At 67.1% G+C, this 23,778-nt stretch carries 21 protein-coding genes and 2 pseudogenes; 3 read left to right on the forward strand and 20 right to left on the reverse strand.

Annotation, left to right across the window (positions count from 1 at the left end):
• Positions 1–106 precede the first annotated feature (106 nt).
• The 17 genes and pseudogenes from ACWPN3_RS10915 to ACWPN3_RS10995 form a co-directional block, all read right to left on the reverse strand.
• The gene (locus ACWPN3_RS10915; RefSeq protein WP_492242788.1) at positions 107–655 is read right to left on the reverse strand and encodes a HupE/UreJ family protein; all 549 of its coding nucleotides are present in this window, start codon (positions 653–655) and stop codon (positions 107–109) included.
• 57 nt (positions 656–712) lie between these two features.
• Entirely contained in the window at positions 713–2,047 is a 1,335-nt protein-coding gene (locus tag ACWPN3_RS10920; RefSeq protein ID WP_492261360.1) for a sigma-54-dependent transcriptional regulator, read from the reverse strand.
• A gap of 199 nt (positions 2,048–2,246) precedes the next feature.
• The gene (gene hypA, locus ACWPN3_RS10925; protein WP_492261361.1) at positions 2,247–2,579 is read right to left on the reverse strand and encodes a hydrogenase maturation nickel metallochaperone HypA; all 333 of its coding nucleotides are present in this window, start codon (positions 2,577–2,579) and stop codon (positions 2,247–2,249) included.
• Position 2,580: 1 nt separating this feature from the next.
• The gene (locus tag ACWPN3_RS10930) at positions 2,581–3,432 is read right to left on the reverse strand and encodes a [NiFe]-hydrogenase assembly chaperone HybE (protein WP_492242790.1); all 852 of its coding nucleotides are present in this window, start codon (positions 3,430–3,432) and stop codon (positions 2,581–2,583) included.
• Positions 3,429–3,932 carry a hydrogenase expression/formation protein gene (locus ACWPN3_RS10935; RefSeq protein WP_492261362.1) on the reverse strand — a complete coding sequence of 168 codons (504 nt, stop codon included), beginning with the start codon at positions 3,930–3,932 and terminating at the stop codon, positions 3,429–3,431. Before ACWPN3_RS10935 ends, ACWPN3_RS10930 begins: the two co-directional genes overlap by 4 nt.
• 363 nt (positions 3,933–4,295) lie before the next feature.
• Positions 4,296–4,724, reverse strand: coding sequence for a thioredoxin domain-containing protein (locus ACWPN3_RS10940; protein ID WP_492242792.1), 429 nt, complete (start codon positions 4,722–4,724; stop codon positions 4,296–4,298).
• A 4-nt stretch (positions 4,725–4,728) separates the two neighbouring features.
• Positions 4,729–5,040, reverse strand: coding sequence for a HypC/HybG/HupF family hydrogenase formation chaperone (locus tag ACWPN3_RS10945; protein ID WP_492261363.1), 312 nt, complete (start codon positions 5,038–5,040; stop codon positions 4,729–4,731).
• 19 nt (positions 5,041–5,059) lie between these two features.
• A complete protein-coding gene (locus ACWPN3_RS10950; protein WP_247873013.1) occupies positions 5,060–5,662 on the reverse strand; it encodes a HyaD/HybD family hydrogenase maturation endopeptidase in 603 nt (200 codons plus the stop codon).
• Between the two features lie 261 nt (positions 5,663–5,923).
• The gene (locus tag ACWPN3_RS10955) at positions 5,924–7,219 is read right to left on the reverse strand and encodes a hypothetical protein (protein ID WP_492261364.1); all 1,296 of its coding nucleotides are present in this window, start codon (positions 7,217–7,219) and stop codon (positions 5,924–5,926) included.
• A 625-nt stretch (positions 7,220–7,844) separates the two neighbouring features.
• Positions 7,845–8,762 carry a nickel-dependent hydrogenase large subunit gene (locus ACWPN3_RS10960; RefSeq protein WP_492261365.1) on the reverse strand — a complete coding sequence of 306 codons (918 nt, stop codon included), beginning with the start codon at positions 8,760–8,762 and terminating at the stop codon, positions 7,845–7,847.
• Positions 8,763–9,024: 262 nt separating this feature from the next.
• Positions 9,025–9,147: pseudogene (locus ACWPN3_RS10965) on the reverse strand (hypothetical protein); the annotation flags it as partial.
• Between the two features lie 166 nt (positions 9,148–9,313).
• Positions 9,314–11,677: an NADH-quinone oxidoreductase subunit B family protein gene (locus tag ACWPN3_RS10970; protein ID WP_492261366.1), complete on the reverse strand. Its 2,364-nt coding sequence runs from the start codon at positions 11,675–11,677 to the stop codon at positions 9,314–9,316.
• A gap of 58 nt (positions 11,678–11,735) precedes the next feature.
• Positions 11,736–14,042, reverse strand: a complete 2,307-nt coding sequence (locus ACWPN3_RS10975; RefSeq protein WP_492261367.1) for an FUSC family protein — start codon at positions 14,040–14,042, stop codon at positions 11,736–11,738.
• A gap of 10 nt (positions 14,043–14,052) precedes the next feature.
• The gene (locus ACWPN3_RS10980) at positions 14,053–14,970 is read right to left on the reverse strand and encodes an efflux RND transporter periplasmic adaptor subunit (RefSeq protein ID WP_492242800.1); all 918 of its coding nucleotides are present in this window, start codon (positions 14,968–14,970) and stop codon (positions 14,053–14,055) included.
• 93 nt (positions 14,971–15,063) lie between these two features.
• Positions 15,064–15,426, reverse strand: coding sequence for a MarR family winged helix-turn-helix transcriptional regulator (locus tag ACWPN3_RS10985; RefSeq protein ID WP_492261368.1), 363 nt, complete (start codon positions 15,424–15,426; stop codon positions 15,064–15,066).
• A 269-nt stretch (positions 15,427–15,695) separates the two neighbouring features.
• Entirely contained in the window at positions 15,696–16,304 is a 609-nt protein-coding gene (locus ACWPN3_RS10990) for an MFS transporter (protein WP_492261369.1), read from the reverse strand.
• 85 nt (positions 16,305–16,389) lie between these two features.
• Positions 16,390–16,941: pseudogene (locus ACWPN3_RS10995) on the reverse strand (MFS transporter); the annotation flags it as partial.
• Positions 16,942–16,973: 32 nt separating this feature from the next.
• Between ACWPN3_RS10995 and ACWPN3_RS11000 the strand changes: the two are divergent.
• From ACWPN3_RS11000 to mazG, 3 genes are all read left to right on the forward strand, one after another.
• Positions 16,974–17,960, forward strand: a complete 987-nt coding sequence (locus ACWPN3_RS11000) for an AraC family transcriptional regulator (RefSeq protein ID WP_492242802.1) — start codon at positions 16,974–16,976, stop codon at positions 17,958–17,960.
• Positions 17,961–18,313: 353 nt separating this feature from the next.
• Positions 18,314–19,927, forward strand: a complete 1,614-nt coding sequence (locus ACWPN3_RS11005) for a sensor domain-containing diguanylate cyclase (protein ID WP_492242803.1) — start codon at positions 18,314–18,316, stop codon at positions 19,925–19,927.
• A 109-nt stretch (positions 19,928–20,036) separates the two neighbouring features.
• On the forward strand, positions 20,037–20,846 hold the full coding sequence (gene mazG, locus ACWPN3_RS11010; RefSeq protein ID WP_109446550.1) for a nucleoside triphosphate pyrophosphohydrolase: 810 nt from the start codon (positions 20,037–20,039) through the stop codon (positions 20,844–20,846).
• 4 nt (positions 20,847–20,850) lie between these two features.
• Here mazG and ACWPN3_RS11015 read toward each other — a convergent pair whose 3' ends face one another.
• From ACWPN3_RS11015 to ACWPN3_RS11025, 3 genes are read right to left on the reverse strand one after another with little or no spacing between them, the layout of a single operon-like run.
• Positions 20,851–21,963 (reverse strand): sulfotransferase family protein, encoded by a 1,113-nt coding sequence (locus ACWPN3_RS11015; RefSeq protein WP_492242804.1) that lies wholly within the window; start codon positions 21,961–21,963, stop codon positions 20,851–20,853.
• Positions 21,960–23,129 (reverse strand): glycosyltransferase family 2 protein, encoded by a 1,170-nt coding sequence (locus ACWPN3_RS11020; protein ID WP_492242805.1) that lies wholly within the window; start codon positions 23,127–23,129, stop codon positions 21,960–21,962. Before ACWPN3_RS11020 ends, ACWPN3_RS11015 begins: the two co-directional genes overlap by 4 nt.
• Entirely contained in the window at positions 23,126–23,737 is a 612-nt protein-coding gene (locus ACWPN3_RS11025) for a lysophospholipid acyltransferase family protein (protein WP_492261370.1), read from the reverse strand. Before ACWPN3_RS11025 ends, ACWPN3_RS11020 begins: the two co-directional genes overlap by 4 nt.
• Between the last annotated feature and the right edge of the window lie 41 nt (positions 23,738–23,778).

The raw sequence follows: 23,778 nt of genomic DNA on the forward strand, positions 1-23,778 counted from the left end.
ACGAACATTTGGCAAACCAACGGTCACAAGGCTGTAAGGGCTGGTGCCGCTGGCAACTCCCCGGCCGAAACGACGGCCGGGGTGGAAAGTCCCTTGCCGGTGGCGATCAGGCCGTCCGGCCACCCTCTTCCGGCCGGCCGATCAGGCGGTGGAGCGCCCAGCCGATGGCCACGCCGGCCGCATGCAGCCCGGCGGTGCTGGCGAGGAAGCCGGCGGCATAGCCGAGTGCTGCGGCGTCGGCCGGCATCTCGGCACCATGGGCGAAGCCGTGGAACAGGCCGAAGCCGGCGGCGAAGACGATGCCGGTCAGGCTGTTGCGCGACATCGGCATGACGCACAACAGCGCCAGCACGACGGTGGAGGCATAGATGGCCGGCTCGACCAGCGGCAGCTCGCCGCCAACCAGCGCGAACAGGCCGCCGGCCAGCATCGCGGCCAGGAACGCCCCCGGCACCGCCAGAACGGCACGTCCGCCGATGGTGGCGCCATAGACACCGACCGTGACCATCGCGATCAGATGGTCGAGCCCGCCCAGCGGATGCGCGGCACCGTCGAGGAAGCCGGCCCCGGCGAGATGGCCGGGATGGGCAAGGGCAGGGGTGGCGGCAAGCACAATGGCCGCGGAGACCGCGGCGAGGCGGGTGATTTTCGACATATCGAACGGCTCCTCGGGGATTCTTGTGGTTTTGGTGATTTGGGCGGGAAAGGATGACTAATGCCGCTGCGCAGGCCCACGCTCGATGCCGTAGCGTTCCAGCTTGGCGCGCAGTCCCATGCGCGACAGCCCCAGCTCGTCGGCGGCCTTGCTCTTGTTCCAGCGGCAGCGGACCAGCGTTTCCATCAGGATGCCGGCTTCCACCCGCTCGATCCGCGACTTCAGCGGCCCGCCCTGGCCGATCAGGTCGAGCGGCGGCAGCGGCCCATCCTCCGGCGAGGCCGGGCGGGCATTCAGCGCCGCACCGCGCAGCACAGGATCGGACAGCAGGTCGGCGCTTAACGTGTCGCCTTCGCACAGAACCAACATGCGCATGATCTCGTTCTGCAACTCGCGCACGTTTCCCGGCCAGCCATAGGATTCCAGGCAGGCCAGCGTGTCGGGGGCGAAGCCGCTCACCGGCTTGCCATGGGCGGCCGACAGCCGGTCGAGGATGTGGCGGGCCAGCACCGGGATGTCGTCCGGCCGGTCGCGCAGGGGCGGCATGGTCAGCGTCATGGTGCTGAGCCGGTAATAGAGATCCTCGCGGAAGCGGCCGGCCTTCACCTCGGCGGTCAGGTCGCGGTGGGTGGCGGCGACGACGCGGACATCGACCCGCCGCGTCTCGTTGGACCCGACGGGCCGGATTTCACCCTCCTGCAGGAAGCGCAGAAGCCGGACCTGGAAGGCCGGGCTGATGTCGCCGATCTCGTCCAGGAAGATGGTGCCGCCGTCCGCCTGCTCCAGCAGGCCGACGCGGTTGCTGTGGGCGCCGGTGAAGGCGCCCTTCTTGTGGCCGAACAGTTCGCTTTCCAGCAGCTCGTCCGGGATGGCGCCGCAATTCTCGCAATAAAACGGCTGGTCGGAGCGCGGGCTGCCGTAATGGATGGCGCGGGCCAGCAGCTCCTTGCCGGTGCCCGTCTCACCCAGCACCAGAACCGGGACGTTGAAGCCTGAAACCCGTTCGGCCTGCCGGCAGACCTCGTCGACCGGGCTGCCCTCGGCACGGATCAATCCGTCGAAGCAGTAGGACTGCCGGACCCGCTCGCGTCTGGTCGCCACCCGCGTCTCTGCCAGCGGTGGCAGCAGCTTCAACTCGCTGGTCAAGCGGTCGTGCTCGCGCTGGAGCCGGTAGAGCCTCGCGGCGTTGCGGGCGGTCAGCAGCAGATGGTCGGGGTGCCAGGGCTTGGTGATGAACTGGTGGATGCCGGCGGTGTTGATGGCGCCGATGATGTCCTCGGGGTCGATGTAGCCGGTGATGACGATGCGCACCACGTCGGGCCAGCGCTCGCGGACCTGGGTCAGGAATTCCACCCCGCTGACCTCCGGCATGCGCTGGTCGGAGAAGACCACCTGGAATCCATTCCGTTTCCAGCAGGCGCAGCCCCTCTTCCGCCGAAAGGGCGGTGAAGACCTCGAACTCCTCGTCCAGCAGGCGGGCGATGACCTCGACGGAGCGCGGCTCGTCATCCACCACCAGGATGCCGGGGCGGGCGGGATCGGTCATCGCGCGGAGTCCTTCTTCATCGGGCCTGCCTCTTTCGAGCTCGCCTCATTCAACCTCGAGATCCTTGATCGTCATTTCGGTGCCGCCGTTGGGATGCAGCCGGCTGCCGCCGCAGTGTGGGCAGGACGACAGCCGGTCGTCCAAATCCACCGTGTCGTTGCAATCGAAGCACCAGCCGCGGCCCGGCACCTCCAGCACCACCAGGTCCGCCCCGTCGGCCAGCGATCCCCGCGTCACCACGTCGAAGCCGAAGCGCAGAGCCTCCACCTCCACCCCGGCGAAGCGGCCGATCTCCAGGCGGACCTTGGTCACGCGGCTGAAGCCATTCGCCCGCCCGGCCTCCTCCATCGCCTGGAGCAGGCTTTCGCAGAGCGCCATCTCATGCATCCGCCAAGTCTCCGGTCCCGATATTTCCGGTCCCCATTCCCAGCAGTGCCCGGCGCGACGGGTGCGCCGGCTCGGCCGGGGCCGGTGCGGCGTCAGGGGGCGGCGCCAGTTCCTCCTCGCGCCGGCGGCGGATCTCGGCGGTCTGGGCGCCGTCTTCGCGGATGGAGGAATCAAAGAGGGAGACCAGAGCCGCCGAGGCCGTTTCCGTCGCCTGGAGCATTGAGGCGAACTCGAACATCGGCGAGAAGAGCGAACAGGCCTTGTAGGCGCCGACGCCCTTGCGGTTGGCATGGACGAATTCATACCAGCCGGACGGAAACTCGATCAGTTCCTTCGCCCCCGGCACCAGCCTCGACCACTCGTCGCCCTCGCCCGGCAGCAGGACGAGGTTGAGAAACCAGGGGGTCACCAGGGCGCCGAGCCAACGCTCGCCATGGCGGCGGAAGCCGACGGCCTTCACTGCAAGCGCGTCGTTGACGATGGGCATGCCGCGCATCTGCGCCGTGTGGATTTCCCGGAAAGCCGCTTCCAGCCGAGCGATGGCCTCGGCCGGCAGGGCCGGGCCGGTCACCGGCGCAACGGCAACCGGCAGGGATGCGGTTTCCGTGGCCATCGGCTCGCCGTCCAGCGCCATGAACTGGTCGCGGGCACCGTCGCAGACCGGGCATCGCCAATGGTCGGGCAGGGCGGCAAAGGCCGTGCCGGGCGGCACCTGCCACTGCTCGCATCCCTCCGCCGGGTCATAGACATGCCAGCAGATCTTGCATTCCATCCGCGTCGCAGCGCCGATGCGGCTGGCGTCGCCGAGATAGGAGCCCTCGAAGCGGGAGGCAACGGCGCTCATCGCACCCGCTCCAGGTCTGTCGCCAGCGCGTCTAGGATCTCGGCCAGCCGTTCCGCGCTGTCGGCGATGTCCTCCACAGCGGCGCAAACCACCGCCGGCACGTCGACGATCTCAACCGTGTCGAGGATCAGTGTGTCAACCGAATTGTAATAGCGCACCCACCAGACATTCGGCGTCGCCGTGGCGGTGACGCGGCAATTGCCGTACCCGCGCGACAGGATGGTGGTGGCGCCGACACCCAAACGCTGCTCGACGAAGGCCAGATCCTCCGGCGTGTGGGGCAGCAGGCTGAAATTCACCGCATGGGGGCCGTCGCCGCGGCGCCAGGCGGCGCTGCGGTCCAGAAGCTCGGTCAGGATCGGCTGGCCATTCATAAGGCCGGCGGGCGCCGGGCCCGTTGCAGCCGGGGTGCCGGCAGTAAAGGCGCGGTTCAGCGCCACTTTTGGGAAGCTGCCGACCAGCAGGCTTTCCCGCGACGGCCCATCGCCGAAGGCGCGCACGCGCCAGACGCCGGCGAGGGACGCCTCCTGAAATCTCCAGCCGGTCGCCGGCCCGCTCCACCTTGACCGCGACCTCGCCCTCGCCCAGCGCCTCGTCGACCAGGGCCAGGACGGGAAAGTCGAGATCATCGACCGGAATGCGGATTTCCTCGCCGGGCGACCAGTCGGCAAGCGCCCTTTGGATGCGGACGAGCACCGCGCGGGCTGCTGCCGCACAGGCGGGATCGACGACCTCCGGCAGGTGCGGTTCATAGACGCGCATGCCGGACGGCATCGGCAGATACTCCAACCCTTCCTCGCTGGCGTCGGGCTGGCTGCCGGGGCCGAAGCCGACCGGCGGATGTGTCATGCCGAACAGGGAACTCATGCCGCACCGCCTTCCAAGGAGCCATCCAGGATCTCGCCGATCCTTTGCAGATAATCGTCCCAGTCACGCACGCGCGGGATGCTGCCCAGCAACCGGTCGCCGCGCAGGAAGACCAGCGACGGCAGGCTCATCATGCCGGCCAGCGCCAGGATCGCGCGCTCCGCTGCTTCGCCCGCCACAGCCGGAACCAAGCGCGGGTGCAGCGCGCGGACCAGTTCCGGCAGGATGACGGCCACGTCGGCGGTCTCCGCATTGCCCTTGCCGTGGCCGGGCAGGAAGACCACCCAGCTTTTCTTCGGATCGTCCAGCCACGGCCGGTCGTCGGCATGGTCGAGCCGCAGGTAGCCATGCACGTCGGTCAGCAGATCGACCAGCGGCGGCAAGGGCAGCCGCTGCTTGGCGGGAGGAGGGGCAAGGTCGGTCATAGCGTCAGGCCTCCGTCAGGCCGGCCGCGCGGGCCGCCTCCAGGTGGGGGGGAAGGGTCGGCTCTTGGCCGGTCAGGTCAGCGAAGGCGCCGTCGAGGCTTTCCCCATCCAATGCCGCGGCCATGGCCGCCAGCGCGTCGAGAATCTGGTCGGCCTCCTCCGGCTCCAGCATACGGCGAGCCGTGCCGAGGAAGCCGAGCACCCAGTCGCCGGCGCCGGCCTCCGGAACCAGCGACAGGTCGACGGCCGAGCCGTTCTCCGCCCGGCCGACCACGCCGTCGACGCCGGTGAGGCGCAGGGGAATGCCGATGCACATGCTCTGGGCGCTCCCGGTTTCAGGCCTGGTTGGCGGACAGCGCCGCCAGGATGCGGGGATCGCCGATGCGGCAGGCCTCATCGGCGCTCGGGCGTCCGCCTTCATAGGCATCGCGGGCGATGGCCGGGGCGGCGAGGTCGGCGGCGGCATCGCGGCGCGTGCCCTCCACCCCGAATTCGTCGCGCAGAAGCGTGAGGATGATCCCGATGGTCGGAGCGACCTGGGCGGCGACGGTGTCGGTCAGGCCGCCACCGTAATCCTCCAGGCACTCCGGCTGAACGCCGACCAGGATCAGCGTTTGCGGACAGCGGCCCAGCAGCATGGCGCTCGCCAGCACCTCCTGGAAACCGGTCTGATGCAGGCTCATCTTCTTGGCGCCGAGGAACGCAGGCACGTCATCGCCCTGGAAGACGCGGCTGGTGCCGGGCGGCAGCCCATAGTCGATGGCGTCGACCACGATCAGCGCGTCCGCGCATTCCAGATGCGGCAGCAGATACAGGCCCTGGGTCCCGCCATCCATCACGGTGACGGTGTCGGGGAAGCGCCAATCGGCGGCCAGGCGCTCGACTGTGCGGACGCCGAATCCCTCGTCGGCCCACAGGATGTTGCCGATGCCCAGCACCAGGATTCGCGCCGTTCTCCGACCGCCCTCGTTTCCAGCCAACTCCATTTGTGCCCCGGCATCCGTCCAATGATGCGGCGTCCTGCCGCCGGACCATCGTTCGTACAAGTTCCATGCCAGGATCGGCGGCCGGGTCAGGCCATTGATCAGATTGAATATTTCCGCAGCCATCGCTCGACATAGCAGCGATTGTGGATATCAACATTACAGCATGCGTGGAAGCTGGCAACCAGCTTGCCAGTATGGCTGGAAGCTTGCCGGTCAGTGGTGACGGGTGGTCTTGGCGGATTTCTGGATCAGTTCCCGTTCGGTCATGCGCTTCATATGGCCGGGCACGTCGGTGTCCTGGCCGATCAGCGGTCCCGCCACATAGGACGCCCCGGCGTCCTCGGCGATTCGCAGCATGGCCGCCGACCGGATGCCATCGACGAAGAAGATCATGCCATGGCGCTGCACGTGGATGCCAAAGTTATGGAGGCGATTGGTTGCCCGTGCATCCGGTTCTCCGGCATGAACCGTTATGCCCATGCCGCGAACGCCCGCCTGGGCGAAGGCCGCGAGATTTGGCGCTCCGTCGTCGAGCAGGACAAGGACGGCCCGCGAATATGGCTTCAGGATCGTCGTGATTTCGGAGATTCGGCTGTAGGGGACGCCGGAGGGAACCCCTTCTATGACGAATACGATGAAGGGTATGAGATGCGACGGGATCGAATGGCAGCGAGCGAGGTATTCCCGCCGGTGCCGGCCAATCGAGAGGGTCGAAAGGCTCACCGTAAGATTCTGGATATAGCGGAAGCTGTTTTTGTACAACTCCTCATAAATTTCTATCGACTGGCTCAGGAGCTCCATATCAATTCTAAATCTGTAATCCTCGCTTCGCGCATCATCCGCCGACAAGGTATTCAGGATACGTTTCGTTTCCTCATCGGCGTGGCACACATAGGTGGACAGCACCTTGTGGGATGTGTCGAACACCGGGCGATAGCAGATGGTTGGGTGGAAACTGCCGCCCTCGTGCGCATTGGCGGCTGGAGCCGTCCGAACATCGCCGGCATCGGGCGCCTCGTTTTGCAAAGAAGCGGCGCCCTGCAGGGCGGCTCTCGCAATCAACTGATCGAGCTGCATCGCTTCGACGGCGATGTTGCCATCGAGTTCGGTCACGATGCTGCGCACGGTTATCTGGCTCGTGTCGCTGTTTCCCAGCATCAACCGATGCAGTTCCGACACGATCCTGCCGCAGATCAGTTCGGCAGCCTGCCGGTCGAGCGTCGCGAAGACCACCAGATAGTTCGCCTCGTCGGCCCGCAGCCAGACGTCGGTGGGAGGCAGATGGCGGTCGAACAGTCGTTCGGTCTGCTCATAGATGCGCTCCTTGACGATGTCCCAGCGCTTGCCCAGCCGGTCGCGCAGGGTGCCCAGTCCGATCAATTGGACCGCACCCGCCGAATGACGCTGTCCTCCAGCCAGAATGTGCCGCAGGCGTTCCTTCGTCTTTTCCGGGATTGCCGGCGTCTCTTCAACCGATGGGGCGGGATCGGCGAATGTCTGGTCAGTCATGGCAGCATCCCCTTTTATCGACGCACGGGAACGGGGCTTCCGATCAATGCAAAACTTTAAATCAGATTCTTAAAAAACAAGGATTTATAATGACAATTATCGTCGATCATTTAGAATAATATAAGTGTGGAGAGGAGGTTTTGTTTCTGATCTAAGTCCGCTTCATCCGTCATCTGATTTAGTGTTCCAACAAATGTTGAAGGAAATCCTCTAAAAATCTGACGCGGTCAGCATAGGTGAAAACCTGTACCTTCCAGGGACGCCGTCGCCGTGATGCAGAATTCGCTCTTTTCCCGTTTTTTGGGCATCGGCGAGCGGGAGGCACGAGCGGGCGATGGATCGTCGGCGCGCTGTCGACAGGGGCGGGCGGCAAGCACCGTTCATTGTTCCAAAACTCCGAACGGTAAATCCGGGAACTGGGCGTTTATCCCGATGCGGACGAGGCGTCAAATCCTTTGGAAAGGAATGAACCCCCGGTCCCAAGGAGATTGAAAATGGCCCCGATGGTCTCTCTGCTGATGTTCGTCAGTGTAATGTCCTATGCTGCCTTCATCATCTCATAAGAAAAACCTCAATGCGGATTTCTAGTATTCTTGGCACCTATAGTATAATTAAGTAAAAATAATCAATGAACTGTACATGCCATGCAAGGATCGAAAAATCTTACGATGTGCTGAACAGAAAGCGGCGTGCGTTCTCCTTCCCTAACTGGGGCTCCGACAAGGGCCTTCTCCAAAGGACCGGGTACTCCGTCCAGATCACGCGGTGAAAAGTTCCAGGTGGTCGGGGCGATGATCTGGTAGGAGGCGATCTTCCCGCGTTCAACCCGCAGCCAATGGCCCAATGCGCCGCGCGCGGCCTCCGTCAGCCCAATCGCCTGCGCGCTGTCCGGCATTTCCGAAGCCGCACACCATGAGGCGGACGGATCGATGGCACGCAGCCAGCCTTCCATCGCGTCGGTGGTGCGGGCCAGTTCCAGCAAACGAGCGATCACGCGGCTGCGCACCGAACCGCCATCCTGTGCAGTCAGCGCCCGGATCAACGGATGGCCATCCACCAGTTGCCGGGCAATGGCACCGGTTTCATCGGGCATGCCATCCAGCCGCGGCGCCTTGCACCAGCTGTAGCCGGTCTCGTCCATGCCATCCGGAACGGTCGAACCGGAGAAAGGCGGATGCGGGCGGTCCTGCCCGGCCATGCAGCTGAAGCGGTGATGCTCCGCCACCCGATCCGGATCGAAGGGGCCGGCGTGACCGTCGGCGAAGATGCCGCGGCGATAGAGATGTCCGCCCTCCGGCTCGGCATAGGCGCCGTGGCTGAGGAACCGGCCATAGGCCCGGCCGAGGCCCGCAAGCTCCAGATCGTCGGCGATCTCCAGGAACAGACGGAAGTCGCCGGCCGGACCGGAGATGCGCCAACGTTCCGAGATCCTCCGGCCCTGCGAGGGCCAGCACCCGGTCGAGCGGCGCGCCGAACAGGCTGTCCTCCAGGAAGCGGCGGAAGCTGCGGACGGTGGCGAGCAGCCGCACCCGGTCACGCGCATCCACTGCACGGGTGACGCCGCCGGGCTGGAGCGTCAGGGTGTGCGGCCATTTGCCGCCCAGGATGCCCAGCACATGGAACAGCTCCGCCCGCGCCGCAGTGGCACTGCGCACCGCAATGCCGTGGGCGGCCTTGAACCGCGCCTCCGCCCTCTCGAACCAAGGTCGGCCCTGGTAGGCGGGGCGGGCGAAGTCGGGCATGAAGAACAGGTGGAAATGGGTCAGATGGTCGGCGATATTCTCGGTCGCCGTCATCAGGTTGGTCGCGAGCAGTCCGTTGCGCGGCACCTCCAGCCCCATGACGCCGGCCAGCGCCAGCGCCGCCGCATGGCTCTGGGAGACGGAGCAGATGCCGCAGATCCGCGGGGCGACCACCAGCGCATCCATTGGGTCGCGCCCTTCCAGAATGCGCTCGAACCCGCGGAACAGCGGCGAATTTACGTAAGCGGCAGAGACACTTGTGCCGTTTATCTCAAGCCGGACTTCAAGATCGCCTTCCACTCTGTTGAAAGGACCGACGATCAGACGGCGGTTTGGGGCTTCACTCACCCGATCAGCCTTTCCGGGTGGGACGGATGGTGGGAGCGACGAGGATGCGGTCGGCGGCGGCGTTCCGGCGCACCCGCTCCGGCGTCGCTGCCTTCGCCAGGGAGGCCAGCGCGACGAACCACGCCTTCGGCATATCGGTGGGCAGGCCGATGGGAATGCCTGCGAATTTTGGCGTCTGCTGGAACGGATGTCCGGGCTCCTCGAACCCCGGTGCCGTGCAATTGATGCAGGCGTACCCGCCACGGGTGCAGGAGCCTTCGCCATTCCACAGGCGGGTGTTGCAGTCGGCATGCGCCTGTGTGCCAAGGCAGCCCATATGTTCCATCAGGCAGCCGAGATCGGATGGCTTCTCCGCACTCGCCTTGTACTCATAATGCTCGTTGCGCGGACAGCCATGGTGGACCAGATGGTCGGCATAGAAGCGCGGGCGCTGGTAGAGATCGAGGTCGGAAGCGGCGAGGGCGTTTTCGGCCAGCAGCATCAGCGTTTCGGTCACCCAGTTCGGATGGGTCGGGCACCCCGCGACATTGACCACCGGCAAGCCGCCACGCGCGCGGAACTCCGTCCCCAAGGCGCCACCGCGCTGCGTGCCATCATACTGCAGGCCGCAGGCGTCGGCGATGTTCTCGCCGCCTGCCGTGATGCCGCCGAAGGCCGCGCAGGTGCCGACGGCGACGACGGTGCCAGCGACGGCGGCCAGATCGCGTACCCAGTCGATGGTCGGCCGGCCGGTCCCCGCCAGAACATGGAAGCGCCCGGTGCCGTTGGGGCCGCGCAGCAGCGATCCCTCGACACACAGCACATCGAGCGGCTCCGCCCCCGACAGGACGCGCTCGAACAGCTCGACTGCCTCCGCCCCCGTTTCTTCCGACAGGCTGGGATGCCAGAGCAGGCGGATGCCGGCGGTCTCCAGCAGCAGCAGCAAATCCGGGGATTCGGCGCAGAGCAGCGACATGGTGCAGCCGCCGCAGCCGCCCGATTGGAGCCACAGCACCGACAGCGGGCGTTCTCTCATCGTCCGGCTCCTTCGCGCTGACCGGCGGCCGGCAGGGTCAGGGTGAACAGCGCCCCGCCTTCCGGATGATTGGCGGCGGACAGTGCGCCGCCATGGTCGTGCACCAGCTGGTAGCTGATCGACAGGCCGAGGCCGGTGCCCTTGCCGACAGGCTTGGTGGTGAAGAAGGGATCGAAGATGCGGGCCAGGATGGCATCGGGAACGCCGTGGCCGGTGTCGCGGATGGTGACGACGATTTTTCCGGCCTCCTCCCGGCCATGCAGTTCCAGCCGCTTGACCGCAGCGCCGGCCATGGCGTCGATGGCGTTCTGGACCAGAATTCATCGCGACCTGATGCAGATGGCCGGGATGGCCGGCGATATCCAGCGTGTCGGGCAGGTCGAAAACGACGGTCAAGTCGGGCATCTGCGCCTTGGCGACCCAGGTGACCGCGGAGCGCAAAAGTCCCGTCAGATCAAAGCGTTCCGAGGCGTGCTTCTGTTCCGACGAGAAGCGGCGAAGCTCCGCCACGATGTCGCGCACCCGCTCCGTCCCTTCCAGCATGCCGTCCAGCGTCGCAGCGGCATCGGCACGGGCGCGGTCGATGCGCAATTCCTTGCGCAAGCCAGCGAGTTCCGGCGCCGCGGCACCGTCATGCACGCGGTCGAGATACGCGGTCATCCGGTCGACATAGCGGCGCATAGCATGGGCGTTGCCGTAGACGAAGGAGATCGGGTTGTTCAGCTCATGCGCCACGCCCGCCACCAGCCGGCCGAGAGAGGCCATCTTCTCCGAATGGACGAGCTGCTGCTGGGTCTGCTTCAGCCCTTCATGGGCGGCGGCAAGGTCGCGGTAGGCGCGGCGCAATTCCCCGACGGGCCGGCCGACCAGAACCAGCCCGATGGCATGGCCGCGCTGGTCGTAGCGAACCGTGCTGTTGACCGCGACCGGGAAGGGGCCGGTGGGGCCGCGCAGCGACAGCTCCACATCACTGACCTCCTCGCGCTGGAGGGCGGCGCTGCACAGCCGGGCGAAGGCGGGATGGAAAGCCGGGTCGAGGAAATCGCGCAACGGCCGTCCCGTCAGGTCACGCCCGGCGCAACCGAGCGCCCGTTCGGCCGCCGGGTTGGTCTGCTCGATCCGGCCATCGCGGTCGCAGGCGATCAGGACGTCGGTCATGGAGCCGAGGACGCTGGCGATGAAGGCCTGCGCCTCCTCCAGCTCCGCGTTCTTGCGCTCCAGCTCCACCTGTTGCGTCACAAGATTGGCGTAGGTCTCGTCCATCTTCCGGATCACGTCGATCCAGGCGCTCTCGGCGTCGGCATCGGACGTGATGCCGGGGATGGAGAAGGGCTGCGACAGCGGGGCGGTCATGGCAGGAAGACTAGCATGCCGGATGGCCCGCAGTGTGGACGATTTCAGCCGGAACGGGTCAGGCCGACCAGACCGACCACAGGCCGGCAAGGCCGCTCAGCACCAGCACATAGAGCGCGAAGTCGAACAGCGGTGCATGCCACACCCAGCCATAGGCGCCGATGGCGCGCAGTCCCCGCCGCAACAGCGCCGACACCGCCCAGGCGACCACGGCCATGATCAGCAGCGGCGGCAGGAACAGGCCGTAGACATCGATTTCGCCGATCATGCGCGTGCCCTTTCCTGATGCATCGTCGGAGGGACCTCCTCGTTGGCCAGAGGCGGCGGCAGCAAGGCTGCGCCTGGGAACAGGCTGCGCCGCAGCGAGGCGAGCGCCACCACGGCCCGGTCGCGCTCGGGGCAGGGCGGGGCGATGCGGATGGCGGACGAGAAGCTCGTTCATGCTGCCCAGCAGCTCGGCCGGGGCCGGGTCGGGCCGCTTGGCCGACAGGGCGCGGAAATGGACGGCGACGCCGCGCAGAAGCCGGTCCAGCGCCGCTCCGCCTGCACGGCCCAGCACCGGGCGCGCCCGCTGAAGCTCGACGATGTTCAGCCCGACCCGCAGGTCGCGCACCGCATCGATGGCGTCGACATCGACGGACCCACCGGCCTGCGCCAGCCGGGCGGACAAGAGGCCGACGCGGTCCAGCATGCGGCTCTCGAAGCCGTCATTGGCCGGCACCCCGCGTGTCCGCGCCATATCGGCGATCTCGCGCCAGCCGATGTGCAGCAGGCGCCGGGCACTCCACGCCGCACCGACCGACCGGCACATGCGGGTGACCAGCATGGCGCCGACGATGCCGACGATCTGTCCGATGCTGCTGTTCAGGAAGGAGGCGAAATCGCCGTTGCCGGTGTCGAGCAGGCTGAGCGAGCCGCCGACGCCGAAGATCAGCGCCATCGCCTTGCCCATCGTCGCCGGGCGCGCAACGAAGATGCCCAGCGTCACCAGCGTCGGCGCCAGACAGAGCACCAGCATCGGGAAGCTGTCGAAGGATGGCAGCACCACCAGCAGATAGAAGGCGGACAGCGGCAGCGAGGCCATCGTATAGACCAGGAACAGGCGGATGCCCGGCACCGGATCGTCGAAGGACGCGAAGAAGCAGGTGAAGACCGCCACCATCATCGCCGCCGCCGATCCGGACGACCAGCCGGTCAGGATCCAGAAGGCGCAGACGCTGGTGATGCCCAGCAGGGCCGCCGCCGCCGACCATGCCGCCATCCCCTGATCCAGATGGAAGACGCCGCGCGACCGCTTGCGGGCCAGCGGATCGAGATGGTCGGGCAGGGCCTGGTCGCCCGTGGCCAGATGTGCCCGCAGATCCCGGCAATCGCGGTGGATTTCCACGAGCGACCGCAGGCGGCGGATGAAGCTGAAGCGGGTCGCGGCCTCCCAGCCGTCCGCCGACTGAGAGGATTCCGCCGCTTCCAGCCTGTCGAGCCGCTCGATCAGCCGGGCGGCGTCCGCCGGATCGGCGGCGGCACCGGCGGCGATCCAGTCGCGGACCGCGGCCACCACCGGCGCCAGATCCGGCGGCATCGCTCCATCCGGGCGGCGCAACGCGCCCAGCCGGTCATGCACGGCGGTCAGCACCGGCAGCAGGTAGACCATGCGGTCCTGCAAGGCCCGCATCGGCCGGGTCATCCAGCGCAGGTCGGAGGTGTCGTAGGGCAGGTGGGTGGTCATCACCCGCAATTCGGTCAGGTCGGTGGCCATCTTGTGGCGGTCGCGCAACCGTGCGTCGGTAGCGACCTGCTCCAGCGCGTCGAGCGTCCAGCGCTCCGCATCGCGCAGCGAAGCATCGAGCTTGCCGAGCAGGACCGGCCCCATGCCGCGTGGCAGGATGACGCTGTGGATGACGGTGGCGCAGACGATGCCGAGGATGATCTCTTCGACCCGGGCCAGCCCGGTGTCGAAGATCGCCTCCGGATTGGCGACGCCGGGAAAGACGATCAGGCCGGCGGTGTAGCCGGCCAGCATGAAGGCATAGCTGCGCGGCGTGCGGTCCAGCAGCGAGATGAACAGGCAGCCGCCGACCCACAGCCCGACCGCCAGCGACAGCAGTTCCGGCGCGTTGACCAGCTCGACCGTCAGGACGATGGCGGCGATGCAGCCGACGACCGTGCCCGCGACGCGATACACCGCCTTCGACCGCACGGTTCCCGACAGCGGGCTCGACACCACATAGGCGGTCAGCATCGCCCAGAAGGGCCGCGGCAATCCCATGCCGAAGGCGATGTAGAGCGCCAGCATGGAGGCGGCGAAGGACTTCAGCGAGAAGACCAGCTCGTTCAGGGTCGGGACCCAGGAAGATGCTTTTGGCATGGCCGTGCGCTCACTGCCCGGCCGGCAGCTGGGCAACCTTGGGCGTGCTGTCGGGAGACCCGATCACCGACACGGTCGCGGTGCGGCCGGCGACCAGCTGCAGGCCGTCCGGCACCTCGTCCAGCGCGATGCGCACGGGGATGCGCTGGGCCAGCCGGACCCAGTTGAAGGTCGGGTTGACGTTGGCGACCAGCCCGGTGCCCTCCGCCCGGTCGCGGTCGACGATGGCGCGGGTGATGCTGTCGACCCGGCCGCGCAGGTCGGCAGCGGCCCCCATGATGCGGACGGAAACGGGAGCGCCGACATGGATGCGCGGCAGCTTGGTTTCCTCGAAATAGCCCATGACATAGAAGGAATGGCTGTCGATCAGAGCCACCACCGCCTGACCGGCGGCGACATAGTTGCCGGTCTTCATCTGGAGGTTGGTGACATAGCCGTCGACCGTCGCCTTGACCTCCGTCCGCTCCAGGTTGAAGCGGGCGAGATCCAGCGCCGCCTCGCTCTGCTTGGCGGCGGCGGCGGCCTTGGACATGGCGGACGCCACCTCCTGCTTCTGGGCGGTCGAGACGACGTTGGTGCCCAGCTGCTCGTACCGGCGCGCCTCTGCGGTGCGATAGGCCAGTTCCGCCTTGGCGCTGTCGAGGTTGGCCTGGGCCTGTTCCACCGCCAGCTTGTAGCGGCCGGGATCCACGACGAACAGCAGGTCGCCCTTGTGGACCAGCTGGTTGTCGGTCACGCGGACGTCGGTCACCAGACCGGCGACGTCGGAGGACACCTGGACGATGTCGGCACGCACGCGGCCGTCACGGGTCCAGGGCTCGTTCATGTAGTAATCCCACAGCCACAGTCCGCCGCCGGCCGCCGCCACGGTCACCAACAGGGTCACGGCGATCCGGACCACCGTCCGGAAGGAAGGAAAGAGTGTCACGGTCTTGGTTCCTCAATCACCGCACCGATGCGACCGGAGGTCGCCGCGGCCGGAACCGGCCACTGGCGCGCATCCCCGGAGAACACGGCACGATCAGGTCTGTTCACGCTTGGCGTTGGTTTCGATGATGGACAGCACGCGGTAGCAGGCCTCGACGTCGGTCTCCGCCGCGTCTGCCATCAGGCGCTGTCGGACATCGTTCAGCGCCTCGTTCACCTGCACCAGCAGGTGCCGGCCGGCATCGGTCATGTGCAGGGTCTTCGCACGGCGGTCGCAGGGATCCTCGCGCTGCTCCAGCAATCCAGCACCTTCCAGCCCGTCGAGAACCCGCACGAGGGAGGGGCCCTCGACGCCCATCTCCTCCGCCAGCTCGCGCTGGCGCAAGCCGTCGCCAAGTTCGGCCAGCAGCATCAGCGGCGTGATGGCCGATGCGGAAAAGCCGCTGTCCGCCAGCACCTTGTTCGCCGCCCGTCGCCACAGATGGGAGGCGCGGAACAGGTGCAGGCCAAAATTCGGGGAAGGCGCAGCGCCTTATCTTGTAGCATCCCTATTTAATAGGTTTGCTATCTAAATCCGGCAAGAGGCCGATGCGGTCCCGAGGCCCCGTTCGCCGCATGGCTGGATTGCCGCAGTGCAAAAACACAAAGGCCCGCCGGTCGCCTGCATGGCGACCGGCGGGCCGGGAGACAGTTCCCTTCCGGGCTTATCGGTTGGGGACGCGATGTTCAGGCGGTCTCGACCGTCCGCGTGCGGACGCCGAGCAGGATGGTCAGGACGGCGATCAGCAGCACCGCTCCGGCCATGGTGAAGACCCCGGTCACGCCGCTGACACCGAAGATGGCTCCCCCGGCTGCGGCTCCCGTGGCGATGGCGAGTTGCACAGCGGCGACGATCAGGCCGCCGGCGCTCTCCGCCTCGTCGGGCACGGCACGGGTGATCCATGTCGACCATGCTACCGGAACCGCCCCGAAGGCGAGCCCCCACAGCGTCACCAGAACCGTGTCGATGGCCGGCGAACCGCCTGCACTTGCCAGCCCCAGTCCGAGCAGCGCCATCAGCAACGGCATGGCGACCAGCGTCAGGCGCATGTTGCGCTCCAGAAGCATGCCGCCCAGCGCGGTTCCGACGAAGTTGGCGAGTCCGAAGCCCAGGAGAATGCCGGAAACGCCGTCGAGCCCGACGCTGGTCACCGTTTCCAAGAACGGCCTGATGTAGGTGAAGAAGGCGAAATGCCCGGTGAAGACCAGCACCACGGCCAGCATGCCGATGCCGACGCCCGGCCGCGTCAGCACGTCGAGCAGGGTACGCAGCCGCGCATGTCCGGTCGGCGCCATGCGCGGCAGCGTCGCCGCCTGGTGCCGCCAGGGCAAGGAGCCCGAGGACGGCGCCAAGCAGGAAGACGGGCCGCCAGCCGATCAACCCGCCGACATAGCTGCCGAGCGGAGCCGCGAACACCGTTGCCGCCGACACGCCGCTGAAGATGATCGACAGGGCGCGGGGCACCAGGTCGGGTGGAACGAGCCGCATCGCGGTCGCCGCGGCCATGGTCCAGAATCCGCCGATCGCTATGCCCAGCAGCACGCGCCCGACCAGGAGGACCGGCAGATTAGGCGCGAAGGCGACTGCGAGATTGGAGGCGATCAGCAGCATGGAAAATGCCATCAGCACGATCCGCCGGTCGACCCTGCGGGTCGCAGTGGCGATCAGCAGGCTGGTCACCAGCGCAACGGCCGCGGTGGCCGTAACCGCCTGTCCCGCCAGCCCTTCCGAAACGCCGAGATCGGCCGCCATCGGCGTCAGCAGGCTGGCGGGCAGGAACTCCGCTCCGACCAGCGCGAACACGCCCATGGACATCGCGAAAACCGCGCCCCAGGCCGGCTTCGTCACATCACTCATGTCTCTTTCCCCTCGTTTGAAGGTGTTTTTGCTGCGTTGCAGGGTAGGCTTGAAGCGCCGGACGATCCATGCCATACCGTCCGGAGTTTTTGATCGAAAGTCTGGACATGTCCCTACCCGTCCCCAGACAATCCTCGGCACCTCCGCTGCGCGATGCTGTCAGCGAGCTGTTGCTCGGCATGCGGCTTTACGGGGTCAGGTACCGCCGGATGCAGTTCGCTCCGCCGTTCGGCATCAGCTTCGGCCGGGACGAGGGGAGGGCGCAGTTCCATTTCGTGGCCTGCGGAACCGCCATCCTGCGCGGCAGGACGGGGATGTTGCATGAACTGCATGCCGGCGACGCGGTCCTGCTGCCGCGGGGCGGTGCCCATGATCTGGTCTCCGATGCAGACGGGCAGGGTCTGGATCTGGGCGGCTTCGACGAAGCGGCGCTGTGTGAAACGGTCGGCAGCATCAAATCCTGCCCGGCGGACACCTGCCGCAGCAAGGACACGGTGATCTTCAGCGGCTGCATGGAATTCGACCTCGGCGCCATGCATCCGCTGATCGGCCTCATGCCGGAGGTGATGCTGGTCGGCACCCTGCTCGACCGCTATCCGGAAATCCTTCCGATGCTGGAGGCGATGGAACGGGAGGCGCGGACCGAACGTGCCGGCTTTGCCGGAATCCTGGCGCGGCTGGCCGACGTCGTGTCGGCCTTCATCGTGCGCGGCTGGGTCGAATGCGGCTGCGGCGACGCCCGCGGCTGGGTGGAAGCGCTGCGCGATCCCAGGCTGGGGCGTGTCATCGCAGCGCTTCACCGCGATCCCGGCCGCGATTGGACCGTCGCCCAGTTGGCCGCCGAAATGGGCAGCTCGCGGTCCGTCTTCGCCGAACGCTTTCTGGCGGTCACCGGCATGACGCCGCTCCAGTATGTCACCGAACTGCGGATGCGGCTTGCCGCGCAATGGATCGGGCGCGAGAACATGCCAATAGAGACCGCGGCATACCGCTTGGGCTACGGCTCGCAGGCCGCTTTCAGCCGCGCCTTCAAACGGGTGACGGGACAACCGCCGGGGGCGGCACGCAACAGATCGCCCGGCTCACCGACATAATTTCCATAATGTAAATTATGTGTTTTATTCGTGAAGAGCTAAACGATGCACTTTATCGCAACTCAAAGATGCCAATGATCGGCCGGGGCTCGACAGCATGGCCGGGTTGCGAGAAGTATGAGCAGATTTAACAAGAAGAACTGGCATTTTTGAAATCCCGAAGGCATACGGTCTCTCCAACCGGCACTATGGATGGTTCCGGTGCGTCCCTTCGGAACGCGGACGCTTCAGCGCAACTGTAACTCCAGTCTCTTTGCTCAACCGCTTACCTGTGGTGTTTTGAACCTGCGTCATCGAGATACTCCTGCCGTTCTGGAACTGACATGTTCATTGGGTCTATAAGAAAATCCATAATGAATATCTGGGGCGGTATGGGTCTGCGTGTCCGACTCGAAATTTTCATCATAACCGCATTCTTGCCATTGGTTGGTCTTGTTCTGTCGCTCTACCTGCAGCAATGGAACGCCGACATCGAGCATGCCCGTCAACGTGTTCTGACGCTCGCCGAACAAGGCGCATCCCAGCAGGCCGATGCCATCGCGCGGGTTCGCGAGACCTTGCAGACGCTGGCTTTGATCCCCGAGGTCCGTGGGGACAGGTCCGAGGATTGCGGCCCGCCCCTGCGCAGGGCCATGTCGTTCCAGACCTGGAGCACCGGCTTTGCCGTAGCCGCCCCCGACGGCCGGATCCTCTGCCGGACGGGACTTGGCGGCAGCCCGGTGACGACCGTGGCGGATCAGGATTACTTCACGCTGGCGCTGGCCACGAAGTCATTTAGCACCAGCAATTTCCGCATTGGGCGAGGCTCCGGCAAGCCTCTTCTGGCCGCCGCCCTGCCCCTTCTCGATAAGGACGGTGCCGTCAAGGCGGTTTTGTTGACCGGACTGGATTTGAAATGGCTGGGCGACCTGACGAGAGAGGCCGCGGAGGCTCCCGGCACCACGGTGACCTTGTTCGACGGCGAGGGAACGATCCTGGCGCGCGAACCGGGGCCCCGCGCCCTGATTGGCCAGCCCATGGCCGACCATCCCGTCACACGCGCGATCTTCCGGGCCGACCGCGGCATCATCGAGCGTCCCGGTTTCGAAAATCAGCCGCTGATCATCGGCTTCGCGACTCTGGAGGACACCGGCGGGCGGATCGCTGTCGGGGTGCCACGCGATCTCGTCCTCGACGAAGTGAACGGCAAGATCATGTGGGGAATCGCGATCCTGGCCGGCGTCGTCGCGACGATCGTTGCCGGTGTCTGGTTCCTGCTTGACATCCTTGTCCTGCGCGGGCTGCGTGATCTCCAGCGCTCCGCCACCGACCTGTCGGCGGGGCGGATCGATTCCGTCGCGAAGAGTGCCGCAGCCGGATTCCAGACACGGGAGATGGGCAACGCCGCGCAGGCGATCCACGACATGGGCGCCACCCTGCACGGCTTCGCTTACAAGGACCAGCTCACCGCACTGGGAAATCGCCGCTACCTCGAAGCCAGGGTTCGGGAACTGGCCGACCTGCCGCCCGGCAGGCGCCCGACGGTGGCGGCGCTCTGCATCGACCTGGATGGCTTCAAGCCGGTGAACGACCGCCACGGGCACCATGTCGGCGATGCCGTGCTGGCGGAGGTCGGGCGCCGGCTGCTCAACTGCGTGCGTGACGGCGACGAGGTCATCCGGCTCGGTGGCGACGAGTTCCTGGTCTGTCTGGCGCTTCCACAGGCCGACTGGCTGACGCCACAGGAGGTCGCGGCCCGCATCATCGCCTCGCTGTCGGCGCCGATGAGGATGGAGGAAGCGGAAATCGGCATCGGGTGCAGCATCGGGATGGCGCTGTGGCCGGTCGACGACACGGATTTCGACACGGTCCTGCGCTATGCCGACCAGGCATTGTATGCCGCCAAGCGCAATGGACGCGGGCAGGTCGGCCTGCACGGGCGTCCGGTTCCGGCGTCAGTCGATGCAGCCGGCGCTGGCTCCGCCTAGGGGTTGCCCGGTCTTACACTCATGGCGTCCCCCCACGCCGCTTCCACCGCCCGCTCCGCTCGGTTATCGTCGCGGACCTTTACCTTCCGGCAATCGGAGACGGCACGACATGACCCGCAACATCGACCGGCTGCTCGACGTGATGGCGCGGCTGCGGAATCCGGACGGCGGATGCCCGTGGGATCTGGAACAGACCTATCGCACCATCGCGCCGCACACGATCGAGGAAGCCTATGAGGTCGCCGACGCCATCGAGAAGGACGACAAGGCCGCCCTGCGCGAGGAACTGGGCGATCTGCTGTTCCAGGTCGTCTATTACAGCCAGATGGCGCGCGAAGAGGGGCTGTTCGATTTCGACGAGGTCGCCGGCGTCATCACCGACAAGATGATCCGCCGCCATCCCCACGTCTTCGGGCCGGAGGAGGTGAAGTCGTCGGACCAGCAGACCTCGCGCTGGGAGGACCACAAGGCGGCCGAGCGGGCGGCCAAGGCCGCCGAGGAAGGACGGGCGCCGTCGGCGCTGGAGGGCGTCATCGCCGGGCTGCCGGCGCTGACCAGGGCGTTGAAGCTGCAGAACCGCGCCGCGCGGGTCGGTTTCGATTGGACCGACGCCCGCGACATCCTCGACAAGATCGAGGAGGAGGTGCGGGAATTGCGGGCCGAGATGGACGCCGGTTCTGCACAGGAGCGGGTGGCGGACGAGCTGGGCGACCTGCTGTTCGCGCTGGTCAACCTCGCCCGCCGGATGAAGGTGGAGCCGGAAACGGCGCTCCGCGGCACCAACGCCAAGTTCGAACGCCGCTTCCACCGGATCGAAGCGCTGCTGTCCGCCCAGGGGCGCAAGCCGCAGGATGCCACGCTGGACGAGATGGAAGCCATGTGGCAGCAGGCCAAGCGCGAGGAGCGCGGCGGAGCCTGACGCGTCAGTAGCCCCAGCGGTCGAAGGCGAAGGCCCACCGGCGGCGCACCGCGCGGCGGGCCGGGTCCTCCAGATCGTGACGGGCCCGGCGATACCCACGCACGCTTGCCAGATAGCGTTCCATGTTCGGCTGAACCGGTGCGAGGGGGCCGAGATCGAGCCCGTCATAGATCTCGGCCAGCGCCCCCAGCGGATCGGCGACGAAGCGTTCGTAGCGGATCTCCACCAGCCGGCCGGGCGGCAACAGCGCCTGGTCGCGGTCGAATTTCGCCATCATCGCCGGGTAGAGATCCAGCACCAGATCGTCCACCGCCTGCGGATCGTAGGATTGCAGCGAGAACTCCCGCAGCAGGGTCAGCAGCATGCGACGGGTGGAGCTGAAGACCTCGTAAGGGTCGCGGTGGATGTGGACAAAAACGGCATCGGGCCGCAGCGCCAGCAGTTCCGCCAGCTTCGATGTGTGTGCAGGATTCTTGATCAGCAGCCGCCGGCCGCCGCAAAAGATCTGCATCTTGCTCAGGTAATGGTCCATCCGGCGCCGCCACAGCGCGACGGCCTGTGGCCGGCATCCCTCGAACAGCACGCCCTGGCGGAAGGCACGGTGCAGGTGCCTGGGGAAGAAGATGCCGTGGTAGTAGGACAGCGGCTGCATCAGGGCCAGCGCCAGTTCGTCCTCCTGCGGAGAGGTCGGATCGACCGGCATGGCGTCGATGATGCGGTCAGGCGGCAGCCACTCCTCCAGCCGCGCGCGCCAGAAGGAATTCAGGCCGAGGAAGCCCCAGGGCAGGCCCACCGCCAGCGGATCGGGGGCGGCGAACCGCGCATCCTGCGCCAGCAGGTTCAGCAGATGGGTGGTGCCGCTGCGCCAGTGGCCGAGGATGAACAGCGGCGGCGGCCCGGCAGCCCTGCCCTGCCCGACCAGCCCCGCCACCCGCCGCCGCTCCAGCAGGTCGAGCGGTGCGCGGATCGCGGCGGCGCCCAGAGCGGTCGCGACGCGATGCAGGTGCAGCGGCCCGACACCGCCGCCATCGCGCAGCACTGTCGCCAGCGTGGCGGCATCGGCTCCGGCCAGCGGGTGGAAGATGCGGTGGCCGTGGCGGCGCAGCCAGGGTGTCATGGAGCACCGTTTCCCGGCCCCAGCCCACTCCCCGTCGCAGCCGGATAGGCCCTGCCGCGCCATTCCGACGGCTTGCCATGGCGGGCGCGCAGCAGGGCGGTCCATTGGATCGCCAGCATGATCAGCACGCCGACCGGATGCAGCAGGGCACCGACGACGCTCTGGCGGAAGCGGACGGCCAGCAGAAGGCGGAAGGCCAGCCCGGCACCCGCCGCCAGCCCTGCCAGCACGAGTGCCGGAACGGGCAGCGGATGGAGCGCCGCCCAGCCGAGCAGAATCCAGGGCAGCACATGGCCGCCGAACAGCAGCAGCGTCCAGACCGGCAGGGCGGCCGGGGTCGCCATTCCCTCCGTCGCGTTCTTGGAGAAGCCGGACCAGACCTCGCGCCAGCCGCGGTACATGCGGCAGCGAGCAAAGCCGGTGGCGTCGAACAGGTCGGTTCCCTGCCCCGCCCGGCGGAAGGCGCGCGGCAGCGTCACCCCGTCGTGCAGAGACGTCGCGATGGCCGCATGGCCGCCGGCCTTCAGATAGGCATCCCGCCGCACCGCGATCAGCTGGCCGCAGGCGGCAGCGAAGCGCGGGTCGGTCGAGCGCCGCATCGCCGCCATCGGCAGGTAGCCCAACAGCAGGAAATGGATCAGCGGGATCACCAGGGCTTCCGCCAGCGTCCCGGTCTCCTCGCGGGGGAAGCCGCTGACCAAGCCGCATTCACCCGCCAGCAGGGCGCCGCCGACCCGGCGGGCGGCCGTCGGCGACAACCGCACATCGGCGTCCTGGAACAGCAGCACCGGGTAGCGCGCCAGCCCGGCGAGCATCTGGCAGGCATGCTGCTTGCCCGACCAGCCCGGCGGCAGCGGCGGCGCGCTCTCCAGACGGACACGCGGATCGCGGGCGGCGATGGCCTGGACGATCTCCGCCGTGCGGTCGGTGGAGTGGTCATCCAGCACAACCACCTCGACATCGACGCCACGGCTGAGCAGGGCGGCATCGACGGCTGCGGCGATGCCGCCCTCCTCGTTGCGGGCGGGGATCAGGATGCTGACGGCGGTGCCCGGCGGCGGTTCGGCGGTCGGGCGGCGATAGAGGAACAGGTTCACGATCCCCTGCCCCAGCGGCAACAGGGCCAGGATCAGAGACAGCGCGGCGATCAGGACGATGACGCTCATGGCCCCTTGATCTCCTGCTGCATCTCCTGCTGCATCTCTTGGCGGGCCGGACCTTGCCGGCCGTCCTCCTCCCGGCTGCCATGGGCCGGAGAGAAGCCCTGTCCACCGGCCAGGGCGCGCAGCCGGCGCCAGAGGTCGTAGATGCCGCCGACCCCGACCGTTCCCTCGATCAGCGTCAGGAAACGGGCTGGATCGCGGCTCTGCGCATCGAGCGCCAACTGGTCCATCTCCGTCTCCAGCCGCCCTTCCAATTCCGCCGCGATGTCCTGCACCGGAAGAGCGGAAAGAGCGGCGGCTTCAAAGGGTTGGCCGAACCGCATCAGCGCCTCCGGCGTTCGCTCGTCCCAGAACGGGTATTCGACCGCCAGCGGCACCACCAGTGCGGTGGGCATGCGGCGGACCAGATGGGCGATTCCCGGCCGCAATGTCACCGGGCGGCGGCGCGGGTCGGTGAAGGCACCCTCCGCCGTGATCCACAGCATGGCGCGCGGGTTGCCCAGGATCCGTTCGGCGTTGCGCAGGAAGGAGACGGCGCCCGCGCGGCCGGGCTCCAGCCCGAACAGGCCGATGCGGCGCATGAAGCGGTAGCGGCGCAGCATCTTCCCCATCGATCGGCCCGTAGCCAGGCCGGCCGCGGAAACGGGTGGTG

The organism is Azospirillum sp. UENF 111221 (assembly GCF_058780625.1).

What these genes read in the sequence shown, in the direction of transcription:
- ACWPN3_RS10940 (WP_492242792.1), bottom strand. Translation starts at nt 4,724, where the DNA reads ATGACCGACCTTGCCCCTCCTCCCGCCAAGCAGCGGCTGCCCTTGCCG.
- ACWPN3_RS11025 (WP_492261370.1), bottom strand. Translation starts at nt 23,737, where the DNA reads ATGGGGAAGATGCTGCGCCGCTACCGCTTCATGCGCCGCATCGGCCTG.
- ACWPN3_RS10955 (WP_492261364.1), bottom strand. Translation starts at nt 7,219, where the DNA reads ATGACTGACCAGACATTCGCCGATCCCGCCCCATCGGTTGAAGAGACG.
- ACWPN3_RS10930 (WP_492242790.1), bottom strand. Translation starts at nt 3,432, where the DNA reads ATGAGCGCCGTTGCCTCCCGCTTCGAGGGCTCCTATCTCGGCGACGCC.
- ACWPN3_RS11015 (WP_492242804.1), bottom strand. Translation starts at nt 21,963, where the DNA reads ATGACACCCTGGCTGCGCCGCCACGGCCACCGCATCTTCCACCCGCTG.
- ACWPN3_RS11005 (WP_492242803.1), top strand. Translation starts at nt 18,314, where the DNA reads ATGAATATCTGGGGCGGTATGGGTCTGCGTGTCCGACTCGAAATTTTC.
- ACWPN3_RS10915 (WP_492242788.1), bottom strand. Translation starts at nt 655, where the DNA reads ATGTCGAAAATCACCCGCCTCGCCGCGGTCTCCGCGGCCATTGTGCTT.
- mazG (WP_109446550.1), top strand. Translation starts at nt 20,037, where the DNA reads ATGACCCGCAACATCGACCGGCTGCTCGACGTGATGGCGCGGCTGCGG.
- ACWPN3_RS11000 (WP_492242802.1), top strand. Translation starts at nt 16,974, where the DNA reads ATGTCCCTACCCGTCCCCAGACAATCCTCGGCACCTCCGCTGCGCGAT.
- ACWPN3_RS11020 (WP_492242805.1), bottom strand. Translation starts at nt 23,129, where the DNA reads ATGAGCGTCATCGTCCTGATCGCCGCGCTGTCTCTGATCCTGGCCCTG.
- ACWPN3_RS10975 (WP_492261367.1), bottom strand. Translation starts at nt 14,042, where the DNA reads ATGCCAAAAGCATCTTCCTGGGTCCCGACCCTGAACGAGCTGGTCTTC.
- ACWPN3_RS10990 (WP_492261369.1), bottom strand. Translation starts at nt 16,304, where the DNA reads ATGGCGCCGACCGGACATGCGCGGCTGCGTACCCTGCTCGACGTGCTG.
- ACWPN3_RS10960 (WP_492261365.1), bottom strand. Translation starts at nt 8,762, where the DNA reads ATGCGCGTGACCGGGTGCGGCTGCTCGCCACCGTCCGCAGCTTCCGCC.
- ACWPN3_RS10945 (WP_492261363.1), bottom strand. Translation starts at nt 5,040, where the DNA reads ATGTGCATCGGCATTCCCCTGCGCCTCACCGGCGTCGACGGCGTGGTC.
- ACWPN3_RS10970 (WP_492261366.1), bottom strand. Translation starts at nt 11,677, where the DNA reads ATGACCGCCCCGCTGTCGCAGCCCTTCTCCATCCCCGGCATCACGTCC.
- hypA (WP_492261361.1), bottom strand. Translation starts at nt 2,579, where the DNA reads ATGGCGCTCTGCGAAAGCCTGCTCCAGGCGATGGAGGAGGCCGGGCGG.